The following is a 25,623-nucleotide window of genomic DNA, read 5'->3' as shown; positions in this document are numbered from 1 at the left end:
CATCGCAAATAGCTACCGTTGTTCTCCAAATGCCCGACGCAAGAACGTCTCATCTTGGTTCTGAAAGGGCTGCTCTCCAATTTTGGATGCGTTTGTCGCTAGGTTTGAAACAGCCGCTTAAAGTGCTGTAGCTTGCGAATCTATCTCCTTCGGGCTGAAAGCGAAGCGGCATCCACATGAACAGTGCCCGACGAAAGGTCCATCTCCCTCCCAAATCTCGAGCAGCATGAAGTCCCCTGTGTCTGGCAAAAGCCTGAGGAATTCGCCACATTCCGGGCATGGGTGGCCAGCATATCGCTGACCTGGGACGAGCGGTACAGATTGCACATCAACAGCTTTATCGAGCCGTACCTTAGCCTTCTCTCTAGCAGCCGCCGCCACAGCTCCAAATATTGCAGCGGCGTTCTTCAGCCTTGCTGTTACTTCCAAGCCGTCGGGGTCAACTTCTAAGCGCCTAAGCATGGTTCGGTTGATCGCATCTTCGAGGCCGAACCCATAAACCACACTGCCTGGCCGTTGGTGACCAACTTTGTAGCCAGCCACTCCGCCCAAACTTTCTACGTTCACCCCAAAGAGAGAATAGCTAGGGTGATCCGGGTCTATCGCGGGATCAATATTCAGAACAGGAGGGAGTATCGCGCAGGACCTATCGGCTTTCAAATACTGAATGCCGCCGCCGACATCTTTCACTTCTGGATCACGATGAACGGCTAAGAACGCCCGAATTGGGTCCACAACGCCCGACTCCTCCATCTGGCTTGCAGCAGCGTAGAACGCCCGCGATCCGGAACCAAGCGCAACACAATGGCGATCATCCACCTTTCTAGCCGTCATGGCGACTATCGGAAGGCCAGCAACTATTCCAGATTTGATTTGGAAACTTTGTAGTTCTTCCGAGACTGGGCAATACCCAAACACCAGCACGCTCGAATTAAGCACTAGCTGCGCATCTCTCGGTCGACGAAAATGCATATCCAGAACGATCCGCTCATATATTTGTCTGACTAGTTCAGCGATATTTTTGAGTGGAGGGGGGGCGATAGCCTCCTCGGCGACTAGATTGGAGCAAGCAGCTGAAGCCGCGGCATGCACATAAGTTGCCGCCGAAACATAGCCTGCGAATGCGAACCCGATAGTAAATTCGTGTGAATGGCGGTGATTGATTGGGCCAGTTTCGCAATGCACCTTTATTAAAAAGAGCTTAGGGGCAAAGTCGGTGAGCACTAGGGTATCGCAATTGGTCACTCGGGTATCAGCTATTGAATTCAAAGCGTTATCCTGACGCCAAATAACAACCAATGTCATACTGCCCCTCTGGTCGCTGTTAAATGCCGCTATTCTCACACGACGTTGTTCACGCGTCTACGATCAGCAGCGGGGGTTGAGGTCGACAGCGACCGTGACAACTGCCCCTTCACCCCAACCCCTTCAACACCTCCGCCGTCTCCGGCATCCGCCTCAAACTCGCCCCGATCCGCTCGCGCCAGCGCGGGCCGCGCGATAGGGCGTCCTCATAGGCTTCAGCGAGGTCGTCGGGCCGGTCCTGCGCCAGTACCGCCACCAGAAACGCTGCCTGTTCCCGGTCTTTCGACGCTTTGAGGCTGCCTGCGCCGTCGCGCCGCCGGTCGGCGATGATCAGCTTGTGGATCGCGAACCGCTCGGGGCGGGGCACCTGCACCAGAATGCCGGATCGGTAGATGGCCGCTGCGTGGATCGGTTCGGCGATCAGGAAATTGAGGTAGTTCAGCGCCTGCGCATTAACGCCGAGCGCGGGCAGGTCGCGGATGGTTTCCTCACCGAACGCGGGGGTTAGAAATTCGACCAATTGGCCACTGCCGCCTTGCGCCCAACGCCAGGTGCGACCCGGACCGTGTCCCGGCATCGGATCGAATTTCAGCGCCGAGAACGTCTCGGCCAGTCCCGGATCGACCTTGTCCTCCAGAGCGAGACTGAGTTTTCCGAACTGGGCGATGTCGATATCGCCGGTGTTTGCCATTCCGCCCAGGGGCAGGCGGATGCCAAGCTCACCTTCGTACAGGCGAAATGCGTTGGTCCCGACGATTGTCCCGCCCAGCCGAAACGTTCCTGCGCCCGCCATGGCGGACAGGATCGAGCCGGTCGCCCGGTCGGTCGGCGTCATGCCCTCCGCGCGCAGCAGGCGGACCAGCCGCGCCCGTTCATCCTGCCGCTCCTTGGCTTTCGCGTGCAGTTCCGCGATGCCCTCGATGCGCGCCCGCGTTTCGTCGCTGTCTTCACCGATGTAAAAAAAGCGCATTTCTGATCCGACGCGGCGCGCAGCGTACCAGTATGCCCTGTCACCGCGCTGCTTCAGGGTCGGTTTGCCTTTAACACCGGATACGGCATCGTCCTTTAACAGCCGGACCAGGTCGGTATAGGCGCTCATCGCGATGCTGCTGAATAAAGCCATGCCTATCATTTCCAATTTCTGCTTGGCACATCATGCCTATCAAAATTGAAAATTGCTAGGCATTTGGAAATGCTCTAGCAGCCGATGCTGCTTTTTGGCCTGGAGCGCTTCCAAAATAAGTGGATACCCCTACGGCCTCGTGTGCAGCAAAAAATTTCCCGATGCACACACGGCTGGTCGCCCCGCCCTACAAGTCCGGCCCCGTCAGAAACGGCATGATATCGACCGCATCCCCCGGAAAAACCGTGATATGGGGATGGTCCAGAAACAGCCGCGCCGCGTCCTCTGCCGTGTCCGCTTCGACGATCACATAGCCGCAGAAATCGTTGACGCCTTCGACAACTCCGTCCTTGGTCGCCCGTGTGGTCTTGCCCACCATGCCGCCCAGATTGCGCAGATGGGCGGCATTCTTTTTCTCCCATTCCTGCCACAGGGGCACCCCCTTGGCGTCAACCGCGTCCTGTTCGGCTTTCGGCATCTGGCGAAACCGCGCGAGATCCTCGCGCTTCATCGTGTAAACGGCCAGAAAATGGGGCATGGCAGTCCTCCTCGATCGACATCGAGGCAGACTAGCGCCTGCCATGGCCTCCGTCATCCGGTTACGCCCTTTCCCAACCGTCATCCTCGGGCTTGACCCGGGGAGTGAGTGCCGTCCACAGGCAAATCGCTCCAGTGGAGCGATTTGAGACGCGAACGCCCGGAGCGCTATGCGCGAGGGCCCAACGCTTCCCAGTTTAAAAAGGGAGCAAGCCGGCCCCAGCCTCTAAGCCGAACGCCGCTCGGCCCCTGCCGCCGCGCTCGCCTCATTGTCAGCTTCGGGCACCGGCAGACCCACCGGCAGCCGCATCGCCGCCACCAGTTTCCGATATTCCTGCCGCGCATTGACGTGCGACATCGAGGGCGCAGCGCCCAGCGTTTCGGCATCGAGCGGATCGAAAACGGTCATCCCCAGCTTAAAAAGCGAGCGGAAAATCACCCGCTCGGCGATCCCATCGGCCACCCGGCATCCTAACCGCTCGGCGATCAGTTCGATGGTCTGTTGCACCTCGCTGGCGTTGCGCGAGCCCAGTTGCGCAATCCGGTTGCGCACCAGCACCCAGTCGATCGTCTCGCCGGTGCGCTCCAGCCGCTCGGCGCGCGCCTTTTGCACAGTGCGCGAATAGGGGCTGGTCTGGATCGGCTGCCCGCTCTGCTCGTCGATCCGCGCCAGAACGTCCAGATCGATCATCGAATCGTTGAGCGGGGTCACCAGCGTATCGGCAATCTCGAGCGCCGCCCGCGCCAGATTGCAGTCGAACCCCGGCGTGTCGATGACGATGAAATCGACCTCCTTGCGCAATCCCGCCACCGAGCGATCGAAAATCTCGCGCTCGGCCACCTGGTTTTCCGAAATCGAATCGCCCCACGCCGTCGGGATATAAAGATGCCTGGGCATCGGCACGTCGCGGCCACGCGCCTCGGCGCTAGTTCGCCGGTTGCGCACATAGCGCGTCAGCGTCTGCTGGCGGCTGTCCACGTCCACCGTCCCCACCGCAAACCCGAAATGGAGCAGATAGACGGCAAGATGCAGCGAGGTCGTCGATTTCCCTGACCCTCCCTTTTCATTGCTCACCGCAATGATATGCGCGCTCTTGTGCCCCATCCTCATGCACCCCAAATCAGCCAATAAACCATCGGCCCATCAGGCCCCGATAGGGTTAACGGGACCTTAACCGAAACGCTCTTCCCACAACTCTTAACTATGCAACAAATATGTTGCATAACGTCGCCATGACAACCGCCGACGAAACCCTCAACCGCCTGTTCCGCGCCCTGGGCGATACCACCCGGCGGACCATCATCGCCGAACTGGGCAAGCGTGACCGCCAGTCCCTGTTCGAGCTTTTCACCCGTGTTGTGACCAATCACGGCATCGGCCAGACCCGCCAGGGCTTCTCGAGGCATCTGACGGCGCTCGAGCAGGCCGGGCTGATCGAAATCGAATGGCAGGGCACAACCAAGCTCCATCGCCTCAACACGGCACCCATCGCCGAGCTCAAATCGGGCTGGCTGAAATCCTTCGAGGAGGAATGAGAATGAAGATCTACGTCACATCCGTCTTTGTCGACGACCAGAACAAGGCCCTCGATTTCTACACCACCAGGCTCGGCTTCATCAAAAAGAACGATATCCCCGTCGATGGCGAAAACCGCTGGCTCACCGTGGTCAGCCCCGATGCGCCCAATGGGGTCGAACTCCTGCTCGAACCCTCCGGCCATCCCGCCACGACGCCTTTCAAACAGGCCCTCGTCGCCGATGGCATCCCGCTGACCTCGTTTCAGGTCGACGATATTAACGCCGAATATGAGCGCCTCACGGGACTTGGTGTCACCTTCACCCTGCCGCCCACCGATGCCGGCCCGGTCAAGATGGCCGTCCTCGACGACACCTGCGGCAACCTGATCCAGATCGTCGAAATGGCCGCCCAGCCGTGACGGCCCACTGGCGCCCGCTCCGTGTTGCGGACATCCCCGCCGTTTCGGCAATCGCCAAAAAAGTGCATCCCGACTTTCCCGAGGATGATGCAGTTTTCGCCGACCGCCAGGCCGTCGCGCCCGATTTCTGCTTCCTGCTCGAAATCGGCGCCGCCCCTGCCGGCTATGTCCTTGCCCACCCCTATCGGCTCTGCAGTATCCCGGCGCTCAATACGGTCCTTGGTCGCCTGCCCGAGCCGTGCGACACGCTCTATATCCACGATCTGGCCCTGCTGCCCGCCGCGCGCGGCAGCGGCGCGGCTCGCCAGATCGTCGAGATCCTGAGCCACCGCGCCGCCCCCTTCGGTCCCCTCAGCCTCGCCGCGGTCAATGGCTCGGTTCCCTTCTGGACCCGCATGGGCTTTTCCGTCACCGATGATCCCCGCCTCGCGGAAAAACTGGCCAGCTATGCCTCCGACGCGCGCTATATGATTGCCCGCCAACTTGCGCCCGAGCCTTCTAAGCGGTAGCCATCTTGGGGACATAACCAACCCGGACGCCCCCATGTCGCTCCAGGACGATCCTGTCGAGACCATTCCCGTAACCCGTGCGCTGCGCCGCTCGCGCGGTCGCTGGCGGATTTTTGCCTTCGTCGTGCTGGCCATCGCTTTGGTGGTCGCCCTCGCCCGCTTCTCCCCGCTGATGAACCCGGTTGGCGATGTGATCGCCCGCGTCACCATCTCGGGCACCATCATCACCGACCCCGAGCGCACGGCCCTGCTCGAAGACCTCGCCGAAGACGATTCGGTCTCCGCGGTCATCGTGGCCATCAATTCTCCCGGCGGCACCACGGCGGGCGGCGAAGAGCTTTATGCCGCCCTGCGCGCCCTGGCCGAACAAAAGCCTGTCGTTTCGACCATCGGCGAATTGGGCGCCTCGGCCGCTTATATGGCGGCCATTGCCACCGATCGCATCTATGCGCGCAATCTTTCCATAGTCGGCTCCATCGGGGTTTATTACCAGCACGTCGATGCTTCGGGCCTGTTTGAAACCCTCGGCGTCGATCTCGACAAGGTCGCCTCCGGGCCTTTGAAGGGCAAACCCGATTTCGACGAGCCGATCTCCCCCCAGGTGCGCGATTCCCTCGCCGAGCTCGTCGATTCCTCCTACCAGTATTTCGTTGATCTGGTCGCCGAGCGCCGCGGCATCACCCGCCCGCAAACCCTTGCCCTGGCCGATGGCCGCATCCTTTCGGGCGTCATGGCGATTGATGCGGGGCTGATCGATGCGGCCGGCGGCGAGCCCGAAGCGCTCGCCTGGCTGCAGGCCGAGCACGAAATCGACCCCGACCTCGACATCGTCCCGGTCTGGCCCCGCCAGCGCCCTCCCGGCTGGCTCGATCTGGTGCTTGGTTCGCTGTTTGGCGAAACCGGCTGGCCCGGCTTGCCGCTTGACGGGCTGGTTTCGCTTTGGCACCCTCAAGCCCGATAATTGACAAGGCCACAACACTTTAGCCCGAGGGTGTCAAACACCCCAACTGCGCCGGGGGGCGTGCGACAGATCATGATCAAATCCGAACTCATCGAAAAACTCGCGGCGGAAAACCCGCATCTTTTCCATCGCGATATCGAAAACATCGTCAACGCCATCCTCGATGAGGTCGGCGACGCGCTGGCCCGCGGCGATCGCGTTGAATTGCGCGGTTTCGGCGCGTTTTCCGTCAAGAACCGCCCGGCCCGCGTCGGCCGCAACCCCCGCACCGGCGAACAGGTCGATGTGGGCGAAAAATACGTGCCGCAATTTAAAGCCGGCAAGGAAATCCGCGAGCGGCTCAACGGCGGCTGAATAGGCTCAAAACGCTGTTCGTCGCGAACGGGGATGATAAGCTCGATCTTGTCACCATCGTCATCCCGGACTTGATCCGGGATCCAGTACCCGGCAGCGCCGGCGGCTTTTTCATCGTCGCCTGAGCGGCAATTGGACAGTAATTCTATGCGCAAACGCATCGTCGGCTGGCTCGTTCTCGTGCCCCTCTGCCTTTTGGTCCTCGTTTTCGCACTGGCCAACCGGCACATGGTCGCCGTCAATTTCAATCCGCTTGTCGCGCCCGATGCGGCAGCGCCCGGCTTCGGCGTGCCGCTTTTTCTGGTGATCTATGCCGTGCTGTTCGTCGGCATCTCGCTCGGCGGTCTGGCTGTCTGGTTTACGCAAGGCCGGCACCGCAAGGAAGAGCGCCGCCTGCGCCGCGAAAACGAAAAGCTCAAATCCGATCTCGAACGCTCCCGTCGCGCCCCGGCCCATCAGCCCGACGCAGCGCTGCTCGCCACGGACGAATTGGTCTGATGGATCAGCCCATCATCAAGATCTGCGGGGTGAAAACCCCTCAAATCCTCGACCATGTCATCGCCGAAGGCGCCGACATGGTGGGGTTCGTGCATTTCGAAAAAAGCCCGCGCCATCTCCCGTTCGATACGATCGCCGCGCTCGTTGCCCACGCCGGTGACCGCATCGAAACGGTGATCCTGCTTGTCGATCCCGACAATGATACCATTGCCGCCGCCGTCGAAACCGGTGCCCAATGGCTCCAGCTGCACGGGTCCGAGCCCAAGGGCCGCGTCGCCGATATCCGCGAGCGCACGGGGCTGAAAATCATCAAGGCGCTGCCCATCGGCGATAAAAACGACGTGCGCCAGGTGCCCTTTTTTCGTCCGGTGTCCGATCGGCTCATTCTCGATGCGCGACCCCCGAAAAACGCCACCCGTCCCGGTGGGCTGGGAACGCCATTCGACTGGTCGTTGCTCGAAACGCTTGACCCTGCCATCCGCTTCATGCTTTCCGCTGGGCTCGACAGCGACAATGTCGCCCGCGCCGTCAAAACCTTAAAACCCTTCGGCCTCGACGTTTCCTCGGGCGTCGAGCGCGAAAAGGGCGTAAAGGACGCCGGGCTGATTACCCGGTTCATCGCCAGCGCCCGGGCGGCGGCACAATAAGGTTTTGGATTTCATGAGCCAGCAAAGCGCCAATTCCCTGCGGCAGGGCCCCGACGAGAACGGCAAGTTCGGCATTTACGGCGGGCGCTTCGTGGCCGAAACCCTGATGCCTTTGATCCTCGATCTGGAAAAGGCCTATCGCGCCGCCCAGGCCGATGAAAAATTCCTCGCCGAAATGGACGATCTGCGCACCCATTTCGCCGGCCGCCCCTCCCCGCTCTATTTCGCCGAGCGCATGAGCGCCGAGCTTGGCGGCGCCAAAATCTATTTCAAGCGCGAGGACCTCAACCACACCGGCTCCCATAAGCTCAACAACTGCATCGGCCAGATCCTGCTCGCCAAGCGTATGGGCAAGACCCGCATCATCGCCGAAACCGGCGCCGGCCAGCACGGAGTCGCCACCGCCACCGTCTGCGCGCGCTTCGGCCTGCCCTGCACCATTTTCATGGGCGCCACCGACGTCGAGCGCCAGATGCCCAACGTCTTGCGCATGAAAATGCTCGGCGCCGAGGTCCGCCCGGTCACCGCCGGGGCCGGAACGCTCAAGGACGCCATGAACGAGGCGCTGCGCGATTGGGTCACCAATGTCGAAACCACCTATTACCTGATCGGCACCGCCGCCGGGCCGCACCCCTACCCCGAAATGGTGCGCGATTTTCAAAAGGTGATCGGCGAGGAAATCCGCACCCAGATCATGGAGGCCGAAGGCCGTCTCCCCGATGCGCTCGTCGCCTGCATTGGCGGCGGGTCGAACGCCATCGGCACCTTCCACGATTTCCTCGACGAACCGAATGTGAAGATTTTCGGCACCGAGGCGGGCGGCCATGGGCTCGACGTCGAAAACGGCCACGCCGCGTCCATGACCGGTGGCCGCCCCGGCGTGCTGCATGGCAACCGCACCTATCTCCTCCAGGATGCCGATGGCCAGATTCTCGAAGGCCATTCGATTTCCGCCGGCCTGGATTATCCCGGCGTCGGCCCCGAACATTCCTTCCTGCGCGACAGCGGCCGGGTGAACTATGTGCCCATAACCGACGCCGAAGCGCTCGACGCCTTCATGACCTGCACCAAGTTCGAAGGCATCATCCCGGCCCTCGAAAGCGCCCACGGCCTCGCCCACGTCATCAAGCTCGCCCCAGAGATGGCCAAGAACGACATCATCGTCCTGTGCCTTTCAGGCCGCGGCGACAAGGACGTCGAATCCGTCGGCAAGCACCTGGGCATGGCGCTTTAGCGCGCCGGCAACCGCCTTTCCAAACCCCTCCAAATGGCAGCCTCTGTTCCCGAGGAACAGGGGCACAGCTCGTCACGGCCTGTCGGCCAGCGCGCTTCAGAGCCTATGAGCTTCATGATTTAAGCTGGTTAAAGCCATTTTATATGAGAAAATCGATATACTACGATGGACTCATTTACATCCGCTGTATAGCGTGAGACCGATGGGATGGGCATTCTGAGGAGCAGTGCCCGGAGGGATCGGCGTCATGCACACTTGGCGCCGCTGGGAGAGGGGGGTGCCGATGATCAATCCGGCGACCGGGCGTCGTCGGTCAGCAGCATACGATTAGAGTAACTGGCCAACCGCCCACGCCTGGGCGGACAGGGCCGTTCGACGTCGGCACCCCCGAAGCCAAAGGCAGGACGCAAAGACCGACGGGGCGCCACTCATCTTGAAAACAAGCGGCCGGACATCTGCCGGGCCAAGAAAAAACTGCCAGCTCCACCGTCCAACGCGGTGGGGACAGGGATCGTTTGCGCCGCGAAAGGGGATGCCTGCTTGGGCGGGCATGGGAGCTTACTTAATGAAAAAACTAGCGATTCTGGCGCTCGCACTGAGCGCCACGACCACGGCAATGCCGGCTTACGCAGCCGACGCCGATATTGGTGGCCTCGTTGCATTATCGGTCTGTGACACCTTGGGCGTTTCCGGACTGACAATCGCGTCCGACGACACGTGCCTGTCGATTTCCGGTGAGGTCGAATACGAGTTCGAATATGAAATCGACGGTGCCACCGGCGATCATGACACGAGTTCGGAAGTGGATTGGGAACTGGTGTTCGAAGCCTTCACCGCAACCGATCTGGGGACATCGCGCGCCGTGCTCGCTCTGGTTCCCGTCGACCCCGCCGATCCCGCCAGCCCGGTGGAAATCAGTGAAGCTTTTGTTTCGTTCGGCAATACGACGCTTCTTACCGTCGGTTACACCGAGACAATTTTTGAAGTGGCCGAGGATCAGCTGATCCTCGACGATCTCGATTTCGACGACATCGATGACAGCCATGTCATCCAGGTTGTCAGCGTACTGGACAACGGCACCTATTTCGCGCTCGCCCTCGAAGATCTCAACAATGACGGCGCCCTGGGGGCCTTTGTCGGATATGAGGACGACACCCTGACCGCCAATCTGGGTGGCTTCATTTATAATCTTTACGACGTTCTCGATTCCGGTGCGGCGGCTCAATGGAACATCTATGGTGACGCGCTGGCAGAGTTCGATGACACTGAATTTTTTGCCGCCTTCGTTGCCGCTCATGACCGCTTCGACACGGTCACATCGGTTGGCGTCGATCTCGATGATGTTTTCCTCAAGGCAGCCTTGGGCACACATTACGACGTTGCAACCACCGCCTGGGCCCACACCCTGGGACTTGGCTTCACCCTCGACTTCGATCCCGTTGAGCTCGATTTCGAGATCGCCACGACCGACTTTACCGATCTGGCGGTCGAAATGACGCTCGAACTGAACGAAGACATGGAGATCGAACTGGGTGCATCGGTCGACGACATCAACGCCCATTCCGACGCCGAGGCTGAGTTGACGCTCACGGTGGCGCTTGGCGAGGCGCTGGAAGTCGAAGCGTGGACCGCCGTCGAATATTATGCCGGCCCGGGTACCACGATCTACGGCGTCGGCGGCGGGGTCGCCTATGAGCCCGGCGGCGATTTCGAGATTTCGGCGGGCCTCGAAAGCTGGTCCAATGGCGACATGGTCGCCGAATTCGGCGCGGCCAAGGCGTTCTAGAGCATGTCTGAGCTTGATTGAATCGATTGTGGATTCCCAAATCGGCTTGGATGTGATTCATCATTGATGCTGGATTGGAGGCCAGCATCCATGATCAAGCCCTATTCCGATGATTTGCGCGAACGTGTTGTTGCTGCAGTTGGCACCGGGGAAAGTTGCCGGTCTGTCGCCGCCCGTTTTGGCGTTGCGGTTTCTTCGGTTGTGAAGTGGTCGCAACGCTCGAGGTCCACGGGGTCGGTCACACCAGATCGAATGGGTGGCCGGCGTCCTGTCATTCTCAATGCGCACAGGCAATTTGTTCTTGAACAGTTTCAGCAGACTCCGCACCTGACCGTGCGGGGTCTGCAAGCGCTTTTGGCCGCACAAGGCGTACAGGTATCCCATGATAGCATATGGCGCTTTATCCGGCGCGAGGGTCTGAGCTTTAAAAAAAAGCCTGTTCGCGCTTGAGCAGGCTCGGGCTGCGGTCGCCCGTCAGCGGCAGCGCTGGAAGTCCTGGCAGGCTTGGCTCGATCCATCGCGGTTGGTGTTCATCGATGAGACGTGGATCAAGACCAATATGGCGCCCCTGCGTGGATGGGGTCCAAAAGGGCGGCGGCTCAAGGGCTATGCGCCGCACGGCCATTGGCGCACCATGACCTTCCTGGCCGGATTGCGCATGGACGGCCTGACGGCGCCCTGCGTGTTCGATGGCCCAATCAACGGGCTCTCGTTCCGCGCCTATGTCGAGCAGGTCCTGATCCCCACGCTCAAGCCGGGTGACATCGTCATTCTCGACAATCTGGGCAGCCACAAAAGCAAGGCCGTGCGGGACGCCATTCGCGCCGCGGGCGCGCGCCTATGGTTCCTGCCGCCCTACTCACCGGACCTCAACCCCATCGAGCAGGTCTTCGCCAAGATCAAGCATTGGATGCGTATAGCGCAACAACGCACGATCGAAGAAACATGGCGCCTGATCGGACACCTCGTCTCAACCATCAAACCCCAGCAATGCAGAAACTACTTCAAGAACGCAGGATATGCTTCAATAAAAACCTGACATGCTCTAGGCAATCCATAGCCTCGCGCGAACCGAATGCGGGCGACGGCCCGCATTCGGCATTTCCGGCCGACCCCTTTAACGCATGTCGCCACCGTTATGTGTTATTCCGAAGCGGTTTCCGACAAAACGTATGCAACACTGCTCTTGACGAACGCATATCTCATCGGCTATACATCAATTCATAGCCAACGGGATATATGTTAGCGATGTCCGCAACCCACGATGTTCTGTTCCGCACCCTCGCCGACCCCACCCGCCGGGCGTTGTTCGAGCGCTTGTGCCGCAATGGCGAGCTCACGGTCGGTGCGTTGACCGCGGGTGCTGGCGTGTCCCAGCCGGTGGTGTCGAAACATCTCGGCGTTCTGCGAAAGGCGGGGCTGGTCAGCGACCGCCATGAGGGCCGCCACACCCATTACAGCGCCCGCATCGACGCCCTGGCGCCCTTGGCCGACTGGACCCGCCAGATGGCCGGGTTCTGGAACAGCCGTTTCGACGATCTCGAGGATTTGCTCAGGAGAATGGATCAATGAAAATCAACGCTTGGTTCCGCCAGGTCCACCGCTGGCTCGCAATCGCCTTCACGCTGGGCGTCATCGTCAATTTCATCGCCCTCGGCGGCGGCGAAGAGCCCGATTTCTGGGTCTATCTGCTCGCCCTCATCCCCTTGTTTTTGTTGCTTTTCACCGGTCTCTACCTGTTCGTGCTACCCTATGCCCTCAAATGGCGCGGCGGGCGCAGCGTTGGCGAAAGGGCATGAACCCCATGAGCAAATCCGAAGACAACCCGGTGCTTCTCTCCGGCGGCAACCCCCAGATCCCCAAGGGTTATGGCAATGGCCCGGTCGCCGCCTACCTCAAAGCCATGCCCGGCTGGAAGGGCGATATCGGGCGCCGCCTCGATGCCATCATCGAACGGGTTGTTCCCGGCGTCGAAAAGGCGGTGAAATGGAACTCGCCCTTCTACGGGGTCGAAAAGGACTATTGGTTCACCTCCTACCACTGCATGACGAAATACGTGAAGGTGACGTTCTTTAAGGGCAGCGACCTGAATCCACCCCCGCCCGGCACCTCGAAATATCCGCAAGTGCGCTATCTCGATATCTACGAGGACAAGGGGTTCGATGAGGACCAGTTCGCCTCCTGGATCGAACAGGCCAGCAAACTGCCCGGCGAAAAGATGTGAGTTTGACCCATGCCAAGATCCAGCGACACCCAGGCCGCCCCCTCCGGAGCCAGCGCCTCTGAGCTTATCGACGCCCGCATTGCCGATCTCGGCGACTGGCGCGGCCACACCCTGGCCCGCGTTCGCGCCCTCATCCACGAGGCCGTTCCCGAAGTGATCGAGGAATGGAAATGGCGCGGCACCCCGGTCTGGTCCCATGCCGGCATCATCTGCACCGGCGAGACCTACAAGACCTATGTCAAACTGACTTTCGCCAAGGGCGCATCGCTCGATGACCCCAGGGGCCTGTTCAATTCCAGCCTTGAGGGCAACACCCGCCGCGCCATCGATATCCATGAGGGTGCAAAGATCGACGGGCCCGCCCTCAAGGCGCTCATCGCCGCCGCCGCGACCCTCAATTCCGTCAAGAAACCCGCCCGGACCAGAAAGTCAGACTAAGGACACCCATCATGGCCGAACCCATCACCGTCACCGTCGAACGTGAAATCCCCTTCCCGCCCGAAAAGATCTGGCGGGCCCTCACCCAGCCCCACCTTATGGAGGAATGGCTGATGAAGACCGACTTCAAGCCCCAGATCGGGCACAGTTTCACTCTGCGCGGCGATTGGGGCGGGGTCGAATGCGAAGTGCTGGCCATCGAGCCCGAAAAATCCCTCTCCTACACCTGGAACCATCCCCACTCCGATCCCGCCTACGCGCTCGAAAGCGTCGTGGTGTTCACCCTCACCGCCACGGCGACCGGCACTCATTTGCGGGTCGAACAGACCGGCTTTAGCCCCGAGCAGAAACAGGCCATCGGCGGCGCCAAATGGGGCTGGCAGGAAAACCTTGCCAATCTCGAAAAGCTGCTGGCCGAAGGCAAGGGCTAGCACACTGGGCCTGGCGGCCCGGGCGCCCCTCGGCGCCTGCCTGGCCGCCAGCCCCCCGTTCTGCGCATGGCTGGAATACCCATTGAGCGCTTGTTTATTGCCCTTGGCGAGCGCATTTAAGCCTCAAGAAATCAAGCACCTTTCAGGAGATTTGAACAATGGCACGCAATCGGGTTTTCGATTCCATCTCGGGTTTCTTTGGTGACGTGGGCCGCGCCCGCAACGCCTCGAACCTTTATGCCGATCTGTCCAACATGTCGGACGATGCACTCCGCAGCCGCGGTCTCAATCGCTCCGATCTGGCCCGCCACGCTTTCGATACCGCCTTTTCCGGCAAGTAATCGTCAGCAACGCGCTGCATCAAAAAGGCACCCCGCCTCGGGCCGGGTGCCTTTTGTGTGTCAGCCGGTTGACTTGATGCCCCATCCTGTCCTTTATCCGGGCCATGATCGGCTTTCCCCCGGGAGTTTTCATGGGCGCCTCGCGCATCGACAAGCGGTTTGAAAAGACACGGGCCGAAAACCGCCCGGCTTTCGTCTCCTTCATCATGGCCGGAGATCCCGACCCCCAGACCGCCGACGCCATTCTCGCTGGGCTCCCCGAGGCGGGTGCCGATCTGATCGAGCTGGGCATGCCCTTTTCCGACCCCATGGCCGATGGCGTTGCCGTCCAGCTTGCCGGCCAGCGCGCCCTTGCCGCGGGCATGAGTCTTGAAAAGACCCTTGGCATGGTCGCCCGCTTCCGGCAAAAGGACGACCAAACCCCCATCGTCCTGATGGGTTACTACAACCCCATCTATATCTACGGCGTTGAAAGATTCATCGCCGACGCGGTCGAAGCCGGCGTCGACGGCCTGATCGTCGTCGATCTTCCCGCCGAGGAAGATGCCGAACTGTGCATTCCCGCGATAAAGGCCGGGCTCAATTTCGTGCGGCTGACCACGCCCACCACCGACGCCAAGCGCCTGCCCACTGTGCTCAACAATGCCTCGGGCTTTGTCTATTACGTCTCGATGACCGGCATCACCGGCGCCGAGATCAAGAACCGCGCGGCGGTGGGCGAGGCGGTCAATCGCATAAAGTCGGTCACCGATCTTCCGGTCGCCGTCGGTTTCGGCATCAAATCGGTCGAGGACGCGGCGCTGATCGGCAAGGACGCCGATGGGGTCGTTGTCGGCTCGGCGCTGGTTTCGGCCATCGCGGATTCCCTTGACAATGGCCGCGCCACGCTCGGCACTCCACAGGCTGTTCACAATCTGGTCCGCTCTCTCTCTCAGGGTGCGCGGTCCGCCAGAAGCTGATAGTATTGCCACAATTGCTTCCTACATCTTGGGCAGCACTTTGCGCCCGAATGAAAAGCTGAGACGAGAGAAAATGAACTGGATCGACAACGTCGTTCGCCCCAAGATTCGCTCCTTCCTCAATCGCCGCGAGGTCGAGGACAATCTGTGGGTCAAGTGCCCTGAAACCGGGGAAATGGTGTTCCATCGCGATCTCGAGGCCAATCAGTGGGTCGTGCCCAATTCGGGCTACCACATGAAGATCAAGGCAAGCGACCGGCTCGCCAGTTTCTTCGACGACGGGAACTACACAAAGCTCGCCCTTCCCTCGGTTCCCGCCGATCCGCTCAAATTCCGCGATACCAAGCGCTATACCGACCGGATCAAGGAATACCGCACCAAGACCGGCAACGAGGATTCCGTGATCATCGCCCAGGGCGACCTTTACGGGACACCCGTTACGGTTGGCGTGCAGGATTTCGATTTCATGGGCGGCTCGCTCGGCATGGCGGCCGGTTCGGCCATCATCACCGGGCTTGAAGCCGCGCTCAACGACAAGACGGCCTTTGTCATGTTCGCCGCCTCGGGCGGCGCTCGCATGCAGGAGGGCATCTTGTCCCTGATGCAGATGCCGCGCACCACAGTCGCGGTCCAGCGTTTGCGCGAGGCGGGGTTGCCCTATATCGTGGTGCTCACCAATCCCACCACGGGCGGTGTTACCGCGTCCTATGCCATGCTCGGAGACGTGCATCTGGCCGAGCCGGGCGCTCAGATCGGCTTTGCCGGGGCCCGGGTCATCGAGCAGACCATCCGTGAAAAGCTCCCCAAGGGCTTCCAGCGCTCCGAATATCTCTATGAGCACGGCATGGTCGATATGGTGGTCCACCGCCACAATCTGCGCTCGACCATCGGCTCGCTGATCGGCCTTCTGACCAAGGCTCCGGCCAACGACGCCATTCCCGCCGCGCGCCAAAGCGCAGGTGCCGCCGTTGCGGCGGTCAGCATGCGCGACGCCGCCATCGCCGCCGAAGGCGACGGGGATGACGATTTCCTTGCCAACGCTCCGGTCGCCGGCCACGCCGAATAGGTCGTTCACCTCAAAGCCCAGGACGGCCGTGTCCCGCACCGATGCGATATTGAAGCGGCTGCTCACGCTCCACCCCAAGCTCATCGATCTTGAGCTTGGGCGCACCGAGCGCATGCTGGAGGCCATTGGCCGTCCCCAGGACCGCCTACCCCCGGTCATCCATGTGGCCGGCACCAACGGCAAGGGCTCGACCATTGCCTTTTTGCGCGCCATGCTCGAAGCGCAGGGCAAGCGTGTCCATGTCTATACCTCCCCCCATCTCGTCGCCTTCCGCGAACGGGTTCGGCTGGCTGGAGAACTCGTTTCTTCGCGGGCGCTCAACGCGGCGCTTGAGGAGTGCGAAACGGCCAACAATGGCAAGCCGATCACCTTTTTCGAGATCACCACAGCCGCCGCCTTCCTGCTGTTTTCCCGCGTGCCGGCCGATTACCTGCTGCTTGAGGTCGGGCTCGGCGGTCGCTTTGATTCCACCAATGTCATCAAAAGCCCGCTCGGCACCGTCATCACGCCGATTTCGTCCGATCACACCCAGTTCCTTGGCGAAACCATTGCCGAAATCGCTTCGGCCAAGGCCGGCATCATAAAGCGCGGAGCACCGCTGGTCGTGGCCCGCCAGCCCGATGAGGCCATGGAGGTGATCGAGGCCGAAGCCAGACCGCTCGGCGTTACTCCCTTTGCCGCCGGGGTCGATTTCGACGGCTTTGCCCAGCGCGGCAAGCTCGTTTATCAGGATGAGGACGGGTTGCTCGACCTGCCCCTTCCCGCTCTCGCGGGCGCCCATCAGGTCGAAAACGCGGCGCTGGCTCTTGCCGCCATGCGCCATTTCTCCCTCGTCGAAAACGAAAACCAGCTCGCCACCGGCCTGCGCTCGGTCGTCTGGCCGGCCCGCCTCATGCCGCTGCGCGGCGCGCTGTCGTCCTATATCGCCGAAGGCCAGGAACTCTGGCTCGATGGCGGCCACAATGCCGCCGGTGCCGGGGTGCTGGCCGCCGCCCTCAAGGACATGAACAGGGCCCGCCCCGCCCCGCTGGTTCTGGTCTGCGGCATGATGGCCTCAAAGGATGCCGCCAATTTCTTTTCGCCCTTCGTCGATATGGCAAGTCACGTCTTTACGGTCCCCATCCCCGGCGAGACCGGCGCCCTGCCGGCCCGCGCGCTGGCCGGATTCCCCAAGGCGAAGGGCATCGAGACCACAATCGCCCGATCGATCCCCGCCGCCCTGCAGCGCGCCGCCCATTTCGAAGCCGCCCGCATCGTCATCTGCGGCTCGCTCTATCTGGCCGGCGCCGTGCTCAGGCAAAACAAAACGCCTCCAACCTGAAAGCTGGAGGCGTTCTGCTGTCTCGCCAAAACGAAAGGAGCGGCGAGAAATCAAGAAATCTTACTGAATCTCAGGTCAGGGCTGAGCGAAAACGGAGGCTTTCGAGAACCGGACCGGAGCGTACTTTTGTACGTGAGGACCGGAAGCGCAGAAAACCTGCGTTTGCAGCCAGCCCTCACCTGACCATGCCTAGAGTGCTTCCAGGATAAGTGGGCACCACTTATCCGGTTCGGAAGCGCGACAATACAAGGATCTAGAGCAATTGAAGCGATTCGAAGAAGCGCTGAAATGCTCTAGGCGGCGTGGCCTTCGAGCCATTTGACAAGCCCGGCCTTGGGCGTGCCCGCGCCAACCTTGATGTCGGCGGCTTCACCGCCCTTGAACAGGATCATTGTCGGGATCGAGCGAACGCCATATTGCGCGGCGACCCCGGGGTTTTCATCGACATTGAGCTTGACGATCTTGACCTTGCCCGCCATCTCGCCCGAAATTTCTTCCAGGATCGGGGCGATCGCCCGGCAAGGACCGCACCATTCCGCCCAGAAATCAACGAGCACAGGCTCTTTCGAACCCAGGACTTCTGTGGAGAAATTGGCGTCTGTTACGTGTCCGGTCATGGCACTACCCTTGTTGTCAGGCCCCACATATGGACCTTTGAAAGTTGCGTTACACTATAGCTAGGCAGAGTCGGAAGCCAGTTCAAGCCTCCCCGTTGGGTGTCTTTCTCACAGCACCGTGACGTCGCTCGCCGCCGCATCGAGCAGATCGGCGGGCAGGGTCATCAGGCGCGACTTTTCCGTCCACAGGATTGCCGCGTCAACCGTCCTGCCCGCCAAAAGCCGCTGCGCCGCCAGCCGGTATAGCGCCAATTGGCGCACATAGCCCGCCGAAACCGCTTCGGGCTGCGCGGGCACCATTCCATCCGATTTGTAGTCGACAACCAGCACGCTGTCCCCTGCCACCAGCCGGTCGATCCGCCCCTCCAGCCGCGCCATAACGCCCCCTTGCCGCACCAGAATCGAAAACGGCACCTCGGCCCGGCTGCCGGCCCCGAACAACCCCGCCAGTGCCGGATCGCAAAGGATCGCCAGCCCCCGCTCGGCCACCGGCCCGGCAAGCTCGGGATGGTCGGGCAACAGCGTCTGGGCCGCGCTCAGCGCCACCGCTTCCCGGCGCGCGTGAGGTACGGCGCTCAGATGCTGCAGCAGGGCGTGCAGGGCAATCCCCCGCAGCCGGGCCCCTCGCGCATCGAGCAGGATTTCCGCCGCCGGCTCCAGCCCGGAGGGCACCCAGCCCTCATCGTGCCGCGACGGTGTGATGATCGGCAACGGTCTCGATCTTTGCGGCTGCCCCAGCGACAAGGGCCGGGTTGAGGCACGCTCCTCATCGCGCATGTCCCCGTTCGCCGCCCCATCCGTCCCGTGCGCCGGGAACCGCAACACATCGCCCCGATGGTCCGAAACCGTGGCGCTCTCGTCCCCAAGAGCGCCGGAAACGGCACCAAGCCAGGTTTCCTCCACTTTGGTGCGGCTGTCGAGCGTCCCCGCGACATGCAGCGCCTCTTCGGCCCGCGTCATCCCCACATAGAGATTGCGCCAGTATTCGGCGATATTGCGCGCCTCGACCTCCGCCCGCAACGGCCGCGAAGCCTCGCAATGATAATCCTTGCCGGGGCAATAGAGGAGAAACGGATTGCCCGCATGCGCGCCGAAAAACACGGCGTCGGATACCGCGCGCGGCTTGGTTGCCGCATCGGCAAGGATCACCACCGGCGCTTCGAGCCCCTTTGCCCCGTGCACGGTCATCACCCGAACGCCCGCCGCCTTGGCCACCAGATCTCGTTTGATGACGATGTCGGAGGCCCGCATCGCCGCCACGAACCCGGTCAGCGAAGGCTGGTCGGAGGTTTCGTGCTCGAGCGCCAGATCTAAAAATTCGGCGATCACCTCGTCCACTTCCGCGCCCAGCCGGGCGTGAAACTGTTTCAGCCCGCCCTGCTCGTAAAGCACATGCGCGAAAAATTCGTATGGCCGGTCGAAATCGAGCCGCTGGCGCAGCCCGCTCAACCGGTGATAAGCCGCCTGCGCGGTCTCCAGCTCGCTTCCCTCCAGCCGCTCGAACAGGCTGGTTTTCCCCCGCCCATGGGCCAGCGTGAACAACTCGTCCTCGCTCACCGAAAACAGCGGCGAGCGCAGGATCGCCGCCAGCGTCAGATCGTCGGCCGGGTTGAGCAGGAAATCGGCGAGCCCTAAAAGGTCATCGATGGCGATATGGGCCGAAACCGGCAGCCGGTCGGCGCCGGGGCTGGCGATATTGCGCTGTTTTAGCGCCCGCACGATTTCGGGAAAGATCCCCTTGCGCTTCTGGACGAGGATCAGGATGTCCTCGGGCCGGATCGCCCGTCCCTCCGGCCCGACCGGCGCCCGGCTTTCGATCCAGCCGCCAATCGTATCGGCAATCCTGTTGGCCAGTTGTTTTGGCGCCGCCGCAAGGCTCTCCATCGGCTCGGTCGGCCAGGCGTCGGGAATTTCCGGGCTGTCGGGGTTTTCGATCACCGGCCAGATTTCGATCCGCCCGCCCTTTCGCGTCCGCGCCGCCTCATGCCGTATCGTTTCGGCCAGAAGCGATGCGGCGATATCGGGCCGGTTGAATACCCTGTCGACCCCGTCGAGGATTTCTTCGAGCGTGCGGAAACTGGTTTCCAGCGTCTCCCCGTGCCACTCGCGCCCCGCAGCCCTCGCCGCAGCGGCCAGCGCGCGCCCTTTCTCGACGAACAGCTTGGGCTCGGCCCCCTGGAACGAATAGATCGATTGTTTCGGGTCCCCCACCGCAAAGATCGTCTTGGGCTTTTGCGCCGCCCCGGCCCCGGAAAAATAATCGTCGACCAGCGCGTCGATCACCGCCCACTGCTCGGGATTGGTGTCCTGGCTTTCATCGACAAGAATATGGTCGATCCCCGCATCGAGCTTGTAGCGCACCCATTCGCCCATGCCTCTGTCGCCCAGCAGAGCCGCCGTGCGCGCCACCAGATCGTCGAAATCCATAAGCGAGCGCGCGCGCTTGTGCGTCTCGTAGCGTTTCAGGATCGCCGCCAGCACACGGGTCAGCGCCGCGCTGTTTTCAGCAATGGTCAAAGCTTTCGATTTTTCAAACAGCGCTTCGAGCCGTTCGGCTTCGGCCGTCAACCGCTCGGCAAGCTCGGGCCGCGCCGCTGTGATCGCCTTGGCCGGGAACCCCCGCTTGGGCGCCGTCCCCGCCGCCGTGAGATAAGCGGCAAAAAGCTGACTGGCCGTCGGCGCCGCCCTGTCGACGCGCTCCAGCTTGTCTTCGAACCCGGCGCGCTTGGCGACACCGGGCGGGGTCAGCGACCAGATAGCGGGATATTCCCCGGTCGAAACCAGCATCCCTGCGATCACTTCGCACTCGAACCGCTCAATCGTCTCGCCCGCACCCAGCCCCAAACTGGCCCGCATCGCTCCAATCGCCCGTTCGGGATCGGCAAGGATCGGCCCCAGCTTGCGATTGTTGGCCAGGCATTGGGCAATCGCGGTTTCGATCTGGCTGTCGCTGAGCGCCTCAAACAGCGCCCGCACCGCATCGCCCACCGGCCCGTCTGCCCCAAGCCCCTCGGCAATCACCCCCTCGCGCGCCTCGCGCAGCAGCGCCGTGGCATCGGCCTCCTCGATCACCGTGAAATTGACCGGCACCCCCGCCTCGCGCGGAAAGCGCTGCAACACCGCCTCGCAAAAGGCGTGGATGGTGTTGATCTTGAGCCCGCCCGGCGTATCGAGCGCATGGGCGAAAAGGCTCCGCGCCCGCAGCTTTTCCGATGCGCTGGCTCGCTGGCCCAAAAGCTCTGCCAGTTCGCGTTCGAGCTTTTCCTCGTCGGCCCGCGCCCAACGGGCCAGAATTCCCGTCACCCGGTGGCGCATTTCGGCCGCCGCCGCCTTGGTATAGGTCAGGCACAGGATGGCCTCGGGCGCGGCCCCGTCGAGCAGCAGCCGCAGCACCCGGCGCGAGAGCACATAGGTCTTGCCCGACCCCGCATTGGCCGAAACCCAGGCATTGGCGCGCGGGTCGGCAACGCGGGCCTGCTTGGCATCGGTATCGGAGGGAACGGAAAGAACTTCCTCGCTCATTCACCCTCCTCCCCGCCATCGAGCAGCGTCCATTCCTCGGTGCGCGCCAGATGGTCGTAGTCGCCCTTGAAGCGCTGGTTCGCCTTGGGCAAAACCCGCGCCGTCATGGGAAAATTATCCCCGAGCAGCATGGCCGCCACATGGTTCTGGAACCGCGCGAAAACGGTTTCGATCGCATCCCCAAGACTCATCCCGTCCGGCACGGCGTATGGGGTGATCTCCAGCGCCTTGGGCCCGTGCGAAAGCTTGATGAACGCCATCGCCTCGGTCAGCCCCTCGGCTCCGACGAACCCGCCCATCCGCGCCATATACGCTTCGAGCGGCAATTGCGGGGAAAAAAACTGCTTCATTTCCTTGGGCGCCGGCGCCTGGCCGGTCTTGAAATCGATGATTTCGAGGCCCCCGCTCCTCGTCCTGTCGATCCGGTCGGCCCGCCCCGACAGCACGAAAGGCGGATCGCTCAGCGGCAATTCGATCCGGCCCGAAATCTCCGCCATCCGCGCCGCGATCTGCGGCCGGCCCTTTTCGAAATCGAGAAACGCCCGCGCAATTGCGCCGAACCGCGCCAGCCAGATGTCGCGCCGCGCCGGAATGGCATCGAGCCGCCCATAGCGCTCCCGGGCGATGGCCATGATCGCCTCGAACGCGCCCGTATCCGCCGGGTCGTGCCCCTCGGTCAGGAAATCACCCAGAATATCGTGGATCAGCGTGCCGCGCTCGGCGTGGTCGGGATCGGCGCCCAAAGGATCAATCCGCTTTAGCCCCAGAACGTGCCGTGCATAAAGATCGTAGGGCGATCGCAGCAGCGTTTCGGCCTCGGTGATCGAAAGTTTGCGCGGACGCACATCCGCGGGCGGTTTTGGCGCCGGCCGTCCCGCCGGTTGCGGCGGCAGCCCGGTGGCGTCCAGCCGCCGCGCCATCTCCACCCAGACCGCCCCGCGCTCCTGCATTTTTTTGTTGATCTGGGGCCCCACAAAGGCCTCCAGCCGCTGGATCAGCCGCGAGGGATTGGCGGGCGAAGTTCCGGCCCGCTCGGGCAGGGTAAATACCACCTCGGGCCCGCCCGCCGCCATCAGGAAATCATGCGCCGCCAGCCCGTGCAGCTTTTCGGGCGGCTCGAGCCCCGCTGCCAGCCGCATGCCCCGGCTCATCCACGGCCCCGGATCGGCCACTTCGGGCCACACGGTTTCGATCATCCCGGCCAAAATCACCCGGTCGGCACCCATCAGCCGCGCTTCGAGCCGCCCGAACAATCGCACGTCCTCGGCATCGGGCTGTCGCGGCCGTACGCTCTGCCCGGTCATCAGCCCGTCGAGCGCAAAACCCAGCCCGCGACCCGAAAGTTTCGGTCCCCGTCCGCCCTGCCGTCCCGCCAACTCGATCCAGCGGCCCAGCTCGTCCTCGCCCTCCAGCGGCGCGATTTTTTCGCCCTGCGGTACGTCCCTCAAATTGGCGATCGTCCCGCCAAGCACCGCCGCGACCTCGCTGGCCGCAAACCCGTCCCGCGCCATAAGCCCCGCCAGCGGCGCCAGCGCCGCCTCCAGCACATCGATCAGCGCGAGAACGGCGCCGGCCTTGTCCGCATCCAGTTTCAGCGCCGGGCGCTTGGTGGCACCGTTGAGATTGTCGCTGACGGCACGCCGCAACCCGTCAAAGCCGGGCAGGGGCCTTTGCCCGCGCAGGATTCCCAGATCGAGCCACTGGCTCGCCGGCGCCACCGCCCCGCGCCCCAACCCCAGCGACACGTGCCGGTTGCGCAGCAGCGCCATGATATCGACGGCGTTAAGGCCATTGGCCAGAACGCTCACCGCCTGCCGCACCAGCCGCCCGGCCCGCGAGAGCAGCAATGGCGTGCCCGCCGCATCGTCGAGCGGGACCCCGAACCGCGCCAGTTCCGCGCAAATCCGCCGCGCCAGTGTCTGGTCGGGCGCAATGATCGCCACCGATTTTTTCTCGCGCAGCCCATCATGCACGCACACGGCAATGGCCCGCGCCTCTTCTTCGGGCGTGCGCGCCACGACAAGCGACAGCCCCTTTGTGCCCGCCTCCAGCCCTTCCCCCATCCCCTGCGCAACCGCCTGCCATTGCGCGGTGGTGTCGGGCAGCCCCAGCGCTGCGTTCAAAATTTTGGTGCGCGGTGCCTCATCGGGCGCCAGTTCGGTCACCGCCGCGGGTAGCGTCCCCAACCGCCTCAGCAGGCGCGCCAGCCCATATTGCGGATGCCCATGCGGATTGCGGCCCGCATCGTCCAAAGCGTCAAGCGTTGGCCCATCCATCCGCGTATCGAGCCCAGCCAGAACCACTGCGCCATTGGCCAGTTTTGCCACCGCCGCGATCAGATCGGCCGTGGCCGGGATCGACCCGGTCGAACCGGCAACCACCACGGGCCGGTCGCCATGCACCAGCGCAAGTGACGCCGCCTTGCGCTCGAGCAGGATATTGGTGCGCTCGGCGCCCTCCATTTCGCCTTGACCCGCAAGGATTTGTGGCCAGGCATCCAGAACGAAGGTCACAAAATCGAGGTGCTCTTGCCATTGGGCTGGCAACTGATCGCTCTCGATACTTTTGAGCGAAAGCGGATCGCGCCGCGCGATTGTGAAATCGTCGATCAGCGTGCCCAGCGAATCGGCCAGCGCAAAGATTTCAGCCCCGTTGGGTGCCCCCGAAACCCCGCCCGGACCCGGCGCCGAAAACGCGCCCTCGCCCGTCACCGCCAGCCAGCGCTCGATGATTTCGGCCAGCAGCAGCCGCCGCTTGAACCTGTTGATGGCGCCGGGCAATTCCACCGGCTCATAGGGCGGAATGAACACTTCGGTGCTTGGATCGTCCCCGCCCAGCGGCCGTATGTCGGGCAACGGCATCGGGGTATTGCCCAGCCGGTCGGCAAGGATGCGCGATAGCGTGTTGGCCGCCCGCCGCGTGGGCAGATAGATGGTGAAGTCAGACAGCCAGAACGACCCCTCGCGCCGCCAGGCCGGTGCAACTCGCCCATCGATGATCGCGTCCGCCAGCGTAGCGAGAAACGGCGCATGCGGAGCAATGGAAAAAATGTTGCCCGAACGCGCCATCACACCAGCGCGCCGATGTCCTGTTCGGTGCGCTCGAGCGCCTGCCGGTCGCCCACGTGAAACCACGGCGCGGCGATTTCGACGCCCCAAAGCCGTCCCGCCTCGCGCGCCGTCTCGAAATGCCGGTAGAGCGAAAACGGCACATCGGGCCCGGTTTGCGCCAGCGCGCGCGAAATCAGCGCCGCACCGGCATAAACCATGGGCCGCCCCTGCGTCTTGGAAAGCCGCCCGTCGCCATCCATCAGATAGTCGGCTCCCTTGCGGAACCCCGAGGCCCTGTCGGGCGCCACGCACAACAGGACGATATCGGCCGCCCCCGCCCCATAACACGCCAGCATCCGCGCAATGGGCGTATCGCTGCCCGCCAGCCAGAACGTATCGGTATTGAGCGCCAGCACCGGGTCGGACCCCAAGAGCGGCAAGGCCCTGCGCAGCCCGCCGCCCGTATCGAGCAGCCTGTCTTTCTCAAAGCTCACCGAAAACCCAAGATCGGGCAACGCCGTCTTGAGCCGCGCGAAATGCGCGTCGATCATTTCCGCCTTGTGGTGGGCATTGACCACGAACCGCGTGCAGCCCTCCGCAAGCGCCGCATCGATGGCGTGATCGATCAGCGGTTTGCCCGCCACAGCGATCAGCGCCTTGGGCATTTCGAAGGTTATGGGCCGCATGCGCGTCCCCAGCCCGGCCGCGAGCAGCATCACATCGGGCATGGAAATGGGTGGCACGGGAAAAGAATCGCTCATGA

Annotated in this window: 27 protein-coding genes; 19 read left to right on the top strand and 8 right to left on the bottom strand. The window is 62.5% G+C overall.

All coding sequences use genetic code 11. The features are described from left to right. Positions 1 to 117: 117 nt before the first annotated feature. The 4 genes from ACP148_RS16050 to ACP148_RS16035 form a co-directional block, all read right to left on the bottom strand. A complete protein-coding gene (locus ACP148_RS16050; RefSeq protein ID WP_421952229.1) occupies positions 118 to 1,305 on the bottom strand; it encodes a hypothetical protein in 1,188 nt (395 codons plus the stop codon). A gap of 109 nt (positions 1,306 to 1,414) precedes the next feature. After that, the gene (locus tag ACP148_RS16045) at positions 1,415 to 2,404 is read right to left on the bottom strand and encodes a GSU2403 family nucleotidyltransferase fold protein (protein ID WP_421952230.1); all 990 of its coding nucleotides are present in this window, start codon (positions 2,402 to 2,404) and stop codon (positions 1,415 to 1,417) included. Positions 2,405 to 2,615: 211 nt separating this feature from the next. Next, on the bottom strand, positions 2,616 to 2,966 hold the full coding sequence (locus ACP148_RS16040; RefSeq protein ID WP_421952231.1) for a hypothetical protein: 351 nt from the start codon (positions 2,964 to 2,966) through the stop codon (positions 2,616 to 2,618). A 225-nt stretch (positions 2,967 to 3,191) separates the two neighbouring features. Next, positions 3,192 to 4,070 carry a division plane positioning ATPase MipZ gene (locus ACP148_RS16035; RefSeq protein WP_421952232.1) on the bottom strand — a complete coding sequence of 293 codons (879 nt, stop codon included), beginning with the start codon at positions 4,068 to 4,070 and terminating at the stop codon, positions 3,192 to 3,194. A gap of 128 nt (positions 4,071 to 4,198) precedes the next feature. Between ACP148_RS16035 and ACP148_RS16030 the strand changes: the two genes are divergently transcribed. From ACP148_RS16030 to ACP148_RS15940, 19 genes are all read left to right on the top strand, one after another. Beyond that, complete coding sequence (locus ACP148_RS16030; protein WP_425033573.1) at positions 4,199 to 4,501, top strand: ArsR/SmtB family transcription factor; 303 nt, start codon at positions 4,199 to 4,201, stop codon at positions 4,499 to 4,501. Between the two features lie 2 nt (positions 4,502 to 4,503). After that, complete coding sequence (locus ACP148_RS16025; RefSeq protein WP_421952234.1) at positions 4,504 to 4,902, top strand: VOC family protein; 399 nt, start codon at positions 4,504 to 4,506, stop codon at positions 4,900 to 4,902. Then, positions 4,899 to 5,411 carry a GNAT family N-acetyltransferase gene (locus ACP148_RS16020; protein WP_421952235.1) on the top strand — a complete coding sequence of 171 codons (513 nt, stop codon included), beginning with the start codon at positions 4,899 to 4,901 and terminating at the stop codon, positions 5,409 to 5,411. The genes ACP148_RS16025 and ACP148_RS16020 overlap by 4 nt, the downstream gene beginning before the upstream one ends. Before the next feature lie 34 nt (positions 5,412 to 5,445). Continuing rightward, positions 5,446 to 6,372 carry a signal peptide peptidase SppA gene (gene sppA / locus ACP148_RS16015; protein WP_421952236.1) on the top strand — a complete coding sequence of 309 codons (927 nt, stop codon included), beginning with the start codon at positions 5,446 to 5,448 and terminating at the stop codon, positions 6,370 to 6,372. Positions 6,373 to 6,444: 72 nt separating this feature from the next. Then, complete coding sequence (locus ACP148_RS16010; RefSeq protein WP_014132614.1) at positions 6,445 to 6,726, top strand: integration host factor subunit beta; 282 nt, start codon at positions 6,445 to 6,447, stop codon at positions 6,724 to 6,726. A gap of 147 nt (positions 6,727 to 6,873) precedes the next feature. After that, positions 6,874 to 7,224: a lipopolysaccharide assembly protein LapA domain-containing protein gene (locus ACP148_RS16005; RefSeq protein WP_421952237.1), complete on the top strand. Its 351-nt coding sequence runs from the start codon at positions 6,874 to 6,876 to the stop codon at positions 7,222 to 7,224. After that, positions 7,224 to 7,871: a phosphoribosylanthranilate isomerase gene (locus tag ACP148_RS16000; protein WP_421952238.1), complete on the top strand. Its 648-nt coding sequence runs from the start codon at positions 7,224 to 7,226 to the stop codon at positions 7,869 to 7,871. The genes ACP148_RS16005 and ACP148_RS16000 overlap by 1 nt, the downstream gene beginning before the upstream one ends. Positions 7,872 to 7,884: 13 nt before the next feature. After that, positions 7,885 to 9,105 carry a tryptophan synthase subunit beta gene (gene trpB / locus ACP148_RS15995; RefSeq protein WP_421952239.1) on the top strand — a complete coding sequence of 407 codons (1,221 nt, stop codon included), beginning with the start codon at positions 7,885 to 7,887 and terminating at the stop codon, positions 9,103 to 9,105. Between the two features lie 565 nt (positions 9,106 to 9,670). Beyond that, a complete protein-coding gene (locus tag ACP148_RS15990; RefSeq protein WP_421952240.1) occupies positions 9,671 to 10,891 on the top strand; it encodes a hypothetical protein in 1,221 nt (406 codons plus the stop codon). 90 nt (positions 10,892 to 10,981) lie between these two features. After that, positions 10,982 to 11,930 (top strand): IS630 family transposase gene (locus ACP148_RS15985; RefSeq protein WP_421951019.1). Its coding sequence is split into 2 segments (ribosomal slippage): positions 10,982 to 11,317 and positions 11,319 to 11,930, totalling 948 coding nucleotides; the frame shifts between segments, so codons are not numbered across the junction. A gap of 209 nt (positions 11,931 to 12,139) precedes the next feature. Continuing rightward, positions 12,140 to 12,463 carry an ArsR/SmtB family transcription factor gene (locus ACP148_RS15980; protein ID WP_421952241.1) on the top strand — a complete coding sequence of 108 codons (324 nt, stop codon included), beginning with the start codon at positions 12,140 to 12,142 and terminating at the stop codon, positions 12,461 to 12,463. Then, positions 12,460 to 12,690, top strand: coding sequence for a hypothetical protein (locus ACP148_RS15975; RefSeq protein WP_421952242.1), 231 nt, complete (start codon positions 12,460 to 12,462; stop codon positions 12,688 to 12,690). The genes ACP148_RS15980 and ACP148_RS15975 overlap by 4 nt, the downstream gene beginning before the upstream one ends. Next, the gene (locus ACP148_RS15970) at positions 12,687 to 13,115 is read left to right on the top strand and encodes a DUF1801 domain-containing protein (protein WP_421952243.1); all 429 of its coding nucleotides are present in this window, start codon (positions 12,687 to 12,689) and stop codon (positions 13,113 to 13,115) included. Before ACP148_RS15975 ends, ACP148_RS15970 begins: the two co-directional genes overlap by 4 nt. 9 nt (positions 13,116 to 13,124) lie before the next feature. Continuing rightward, positions 13,125 to 13,553, top strand: a complete 429-nt coding sequence (locus ACP148_RS15965) for a DUF1801 domain-containing protein (protein WP_421952244.1) — start codon at positions 13,125 to 13,127, stop codon at positions 13,551 to 13,553. An 11-nt stretch (positions 13,554 to 13,564) separates the two neighbouring features. Continuing rightward, complete coding sequence (locus ACP148_RS15960) at positions 13,565 to 13,984, top strand: SRPBCC family protein (RefSeq protein ID WP_421952245.1); 420 nt, start codon at positions 13,565 to 13,567, stop codon at positions 13,982 to 13,984. A gap of 158 nt (positions 13,985 to 14,142) precedes the next feature. After that, on the top strand, positions 14,143 to 14,325 hold the full coding sequence (locus ACP148_RS15955; protein ID WP_421952246.1) for a hypothetical protein: 183 nt from the start codon (positions 14,143 to 14,145) through the stop codon (positions 14,323 to 14,325). A gap of 131 nt (positions 14,326 to 14,456) precedes the next feature. Next, positions 14,457 to 15,284, top strand: coding sequence for a tryptophan synthase subunit alpha (trpA, locus tag ACP148_RS15950; RefSeq protein WP_421952247.1), 828 nt, complete (start codon positions 14,457 to 14,459; stop codon positions 15,282 to 15,284). A 73-nt stretch (positions 15,285 to 15,357) separates the two neighbouring features. Further along, entirely contained in the window at positions 15,358 to 16,350 is a 993-nt protein-coding gene (gene accD / locus ACP148_RS15945; RefSeq protein ID WP_421952248.1) for an acetyl-CoA carboxylase, carboxyltransferase subunit beta, read from the top strand. 28 nt (positions 16,351 to 16,378) lie between these two features. Beyond that, entirely contained in the window at positions 16,379 to 17,671 is a 1,293-nt protein-coding gene (locus tag ACP148_RS15940; protein WP_421952249.1) for a bifunctional folylpolyglutamate synthase/dihydrofolate synthase, read from the top strand. 293 nt (positions 17,672 to 17,964) lie between these two features. Here ACP148_RS15940 and trxA read toward each other — a convergent pair whose 3' ends face one another. The 4 genes from trxA to ACP148_RS15920 form a co-directional block, all read right to left on the bottom strand. After that, complete coding sequence (gene trxA / locus ACP148_RS15935) at positions 17,965 to 18,288, bottom strand: thioredoxin (RefSeq protein WP_264225788.1); 324 nt, start codon at positions 18,286 to 18,288, stop codon at positions 17,965 to 17,967. A gap of 108 nt (positions 18,289 to 18,396) precedes the next feature. Then, entirely contained in the window at positions 18,397 to 21,810 is a 3,414-nt protein-coding gene (gene addA / locus ACP148_RS15930) for a double-strand break repair helicase AddA (RefSeq protein ID WP_421952250.1), read from the bottom strand. Beyond that, positions 21,807 to 24,878, bottom strand: coding sequence for a double-strand break repair protein AddB (addB, locus tag ACP148_RS15925; protein ID WP_425033572.1), 3,072 nt, complete (start codon positions 24,876 to 24,878; stop codon positions 21,807 to 21,809). The genes addA and addB overlap by 4 nt, the downstream gene beginning before the upstream one ends. Then, positions 24,878 to 25,621 carry a nucleotidyltransferase family protein gene (locus ACP148_RS15920; RefSeq protein ID WP_421952187.1) on the bottom strand — a complete coding sequence of 248 codons (744 nt, stop codon included), beginning with the start codon at positions 25,619 to 25,621 and terminating at the stop codon, positions 24,878 to 24,880. Before ACP148_RS15920 ends, addB begins: the two co-directional genes overlap by 1 nt. Positions 25,622 to 25,623 lie beyond the last annotated feature (2 nt).

Source organism: Pelagibacterium sp. (assembly GCF_965249125.1).
GTDB lineage: Bacteria > Pseudomonadota > Alphaproteobacteria > Rhizobiales > Devosiaceae > Pelagibacterium.
The sequence above is the reverse complement of the archived record's forward strand: the minus strand, read 5'-3'. Positions and strand labels throughout refer to the sequence as shown.

What these genes read in the sequence shown, in the direction of transcription:
- ACP148_RS16050 (WP_421952229.1), bottom strand. Translation starts at nt 1,305, where the DNA reads ATGACATTGGTTGTTATTTGGCGTCAGGATAACGCTTTGAATTCAATA.
- ACP148_RS16045 (WP_421952230.1), bottom strand. Translation starts at nt 2,404, where the DNA reads ATGAGCGCCTATACCGACCTGGTCCGGCTGTTAAAGGACGATGCCGTA.
- ACP148_RS16040 (WP_421952231.1), bottom strand. Translation starts at nt 2,966, where the DNA reads ATGCCCCATTTTCTGGCCGTTTACACGATGAAGCGCGAGGATCTCGCG.
- ACP148_RS16035 (WP_421952232.1), bottom strand. Translation starts at nt 4,070, where the DNA reads ATGGGGCACAAGAGCGCGCATATCATTGCGGTGAGCAATGAAAAGGGA.
- ACP148_RS16030 (WP_425033573.1), top strand. Translation starts at nt 4,199, where the DNA reads ATGACAACCGCCGACGAAACCCTCAACCGCCTGTTCCGCGCCCTGGGC.
- ACP148_RS16025 (WP_421952234.1), top strand. Translation starts at nt 4,504, where the DNA reads ATGAAGATCTACGTCACATCCGTCTTTGTCGACGACCAGAACAAGGCC.
- sppA (WP_421952236.1), top strand. Translation starts at nt 5,446, where the DNA reads ATGTCGCTCCAGGACGATCCTGTCGAGACCATTCCCGTAACCCGTGCG.
- ACP148_RS16010 (WP_014132614.1), top strand. Translation starts at nt 6,445, where the DNA reads ATGATCAAATCCGAACTCATCGAAAAACTCGCGGCGGAAAACCCGCAT.
- ACP148_RS16005 (WP_421952237.1), top strand. Translation starts at nt 6,874, where the DNA reads ATGCGCAAACGCATCGTCGGCTGGCTCGTTCTCGTGCCCCTCTGCCTT.
- ACP148_RS16000 (WP_421952238.1), top strand. Translation starts at nt 7,224, where the DNA reads ATGGATCAGCCCATCATCAAGATCTGCGGGGTGAAAACCCCTCAAATC.
- trpB (WP_421952239.1), top strand. Translation starts at nt 7,885, where the DNA reads ATGAGCCAGCAAAGCGCCAATTCCCTGCGGCAGGGCCCCGACGAGAAC.
- ACP148_RS15990 (WP_421952240.1), top strand. Translation starts at nt 9,671, where the DNA reads ATGAAAAAACTAGCGATTCTGGCGCTCGCACTGAGCGCCACGACCACG.
- ACP148_RS15980 (WP_421952241.1), top strand. Translation starts at nt 12,140, where the DNA reads ATGTCCGCAACCCACGATGTTCTGTTCCGCACCCTCGCCGACCCCACC.
- ACP148_RS15975 (WP_421952242.1), top strand. Translation starts at nt 12,460, where the DNA reads ATGAAAATCAACGCTTGGTTCCGCCAGGTCCACCGCTGGCTCGCAATC.
- ACP148_RS15970 (WP_421952243.1), top strand. Translation starts at nt 12,687, where the DNA reads ATGAACCCCATGAGCAAATCCGAAGACAACCCGGTGCTTCTCTCCGGC.
- ACP148_RS15965 (WP_421952244.1), top strand. Translation starts at nt 13,125, where the DNA reads ATGCCAAGATCCAGCGACACCCAGGCCGCCCCCTCCGGAGCCAGCGCC.
- ACP148_RS15960 (WP_421952245.1), top strand. Translation starts at nt 13,565, where the DNA reads ATGGCCGAACCCATCACCGTCACCGTCGAACGTGAAATCCCCTTCCCG.
- ACP148_RS15955 (WP_421952246.1), top strand. Translation starts at nt 14,143, where the DNA reads ATGGCACGCAATCGGGTTTTCGATTCCATCTCGGGTTTCTTTGGTGAC.
- trpA (WP_421952247.1), top strand. Translation starts at nt 14,457, where the DNA reads ATGGGCGCCTCGCGCATCGACAAGCGGTTTGAAAAGACACGGGCCGAA.
- accD (WP_421952248.1), top strand. Translation starts at nt 15,358, where the DNA reads ATGAACTGGATCGACAACGTCGTTCGCCCCAAGATTCGCTCCTTCCTC.
- trxA (WP_264225788.1), bottom strand. Translation starts at nt 18,288, where the DNA reads ATGACCGGACACGTAACAGACGCCAATTTCTCCACAGAAGTCCTGGGT.
- addA (WP_421952250.1), bottom strand. Translation starts at nt 21,810, where the DNA reads ATGAGCGAGGAAGTTCTTTCCGTTCCCTCCGATACCGATGCCAAGCAG.
- addB (WP_425033572.1), bottom strand. Translation starts at nt 24,878, where the DNA reads ATGGCGCGTTCGGGCAACATTTTTTCCATTGCTCCGCATGCGCCGTTT.
- ACP148_RS15920 (WP_421952187.1), bottom strand. Translation starts at nt 25,621, where the DNA reads ATGAGCGATTCTTTTCCCGTGCCACCCATTTCCATGCCCGATGTGATG.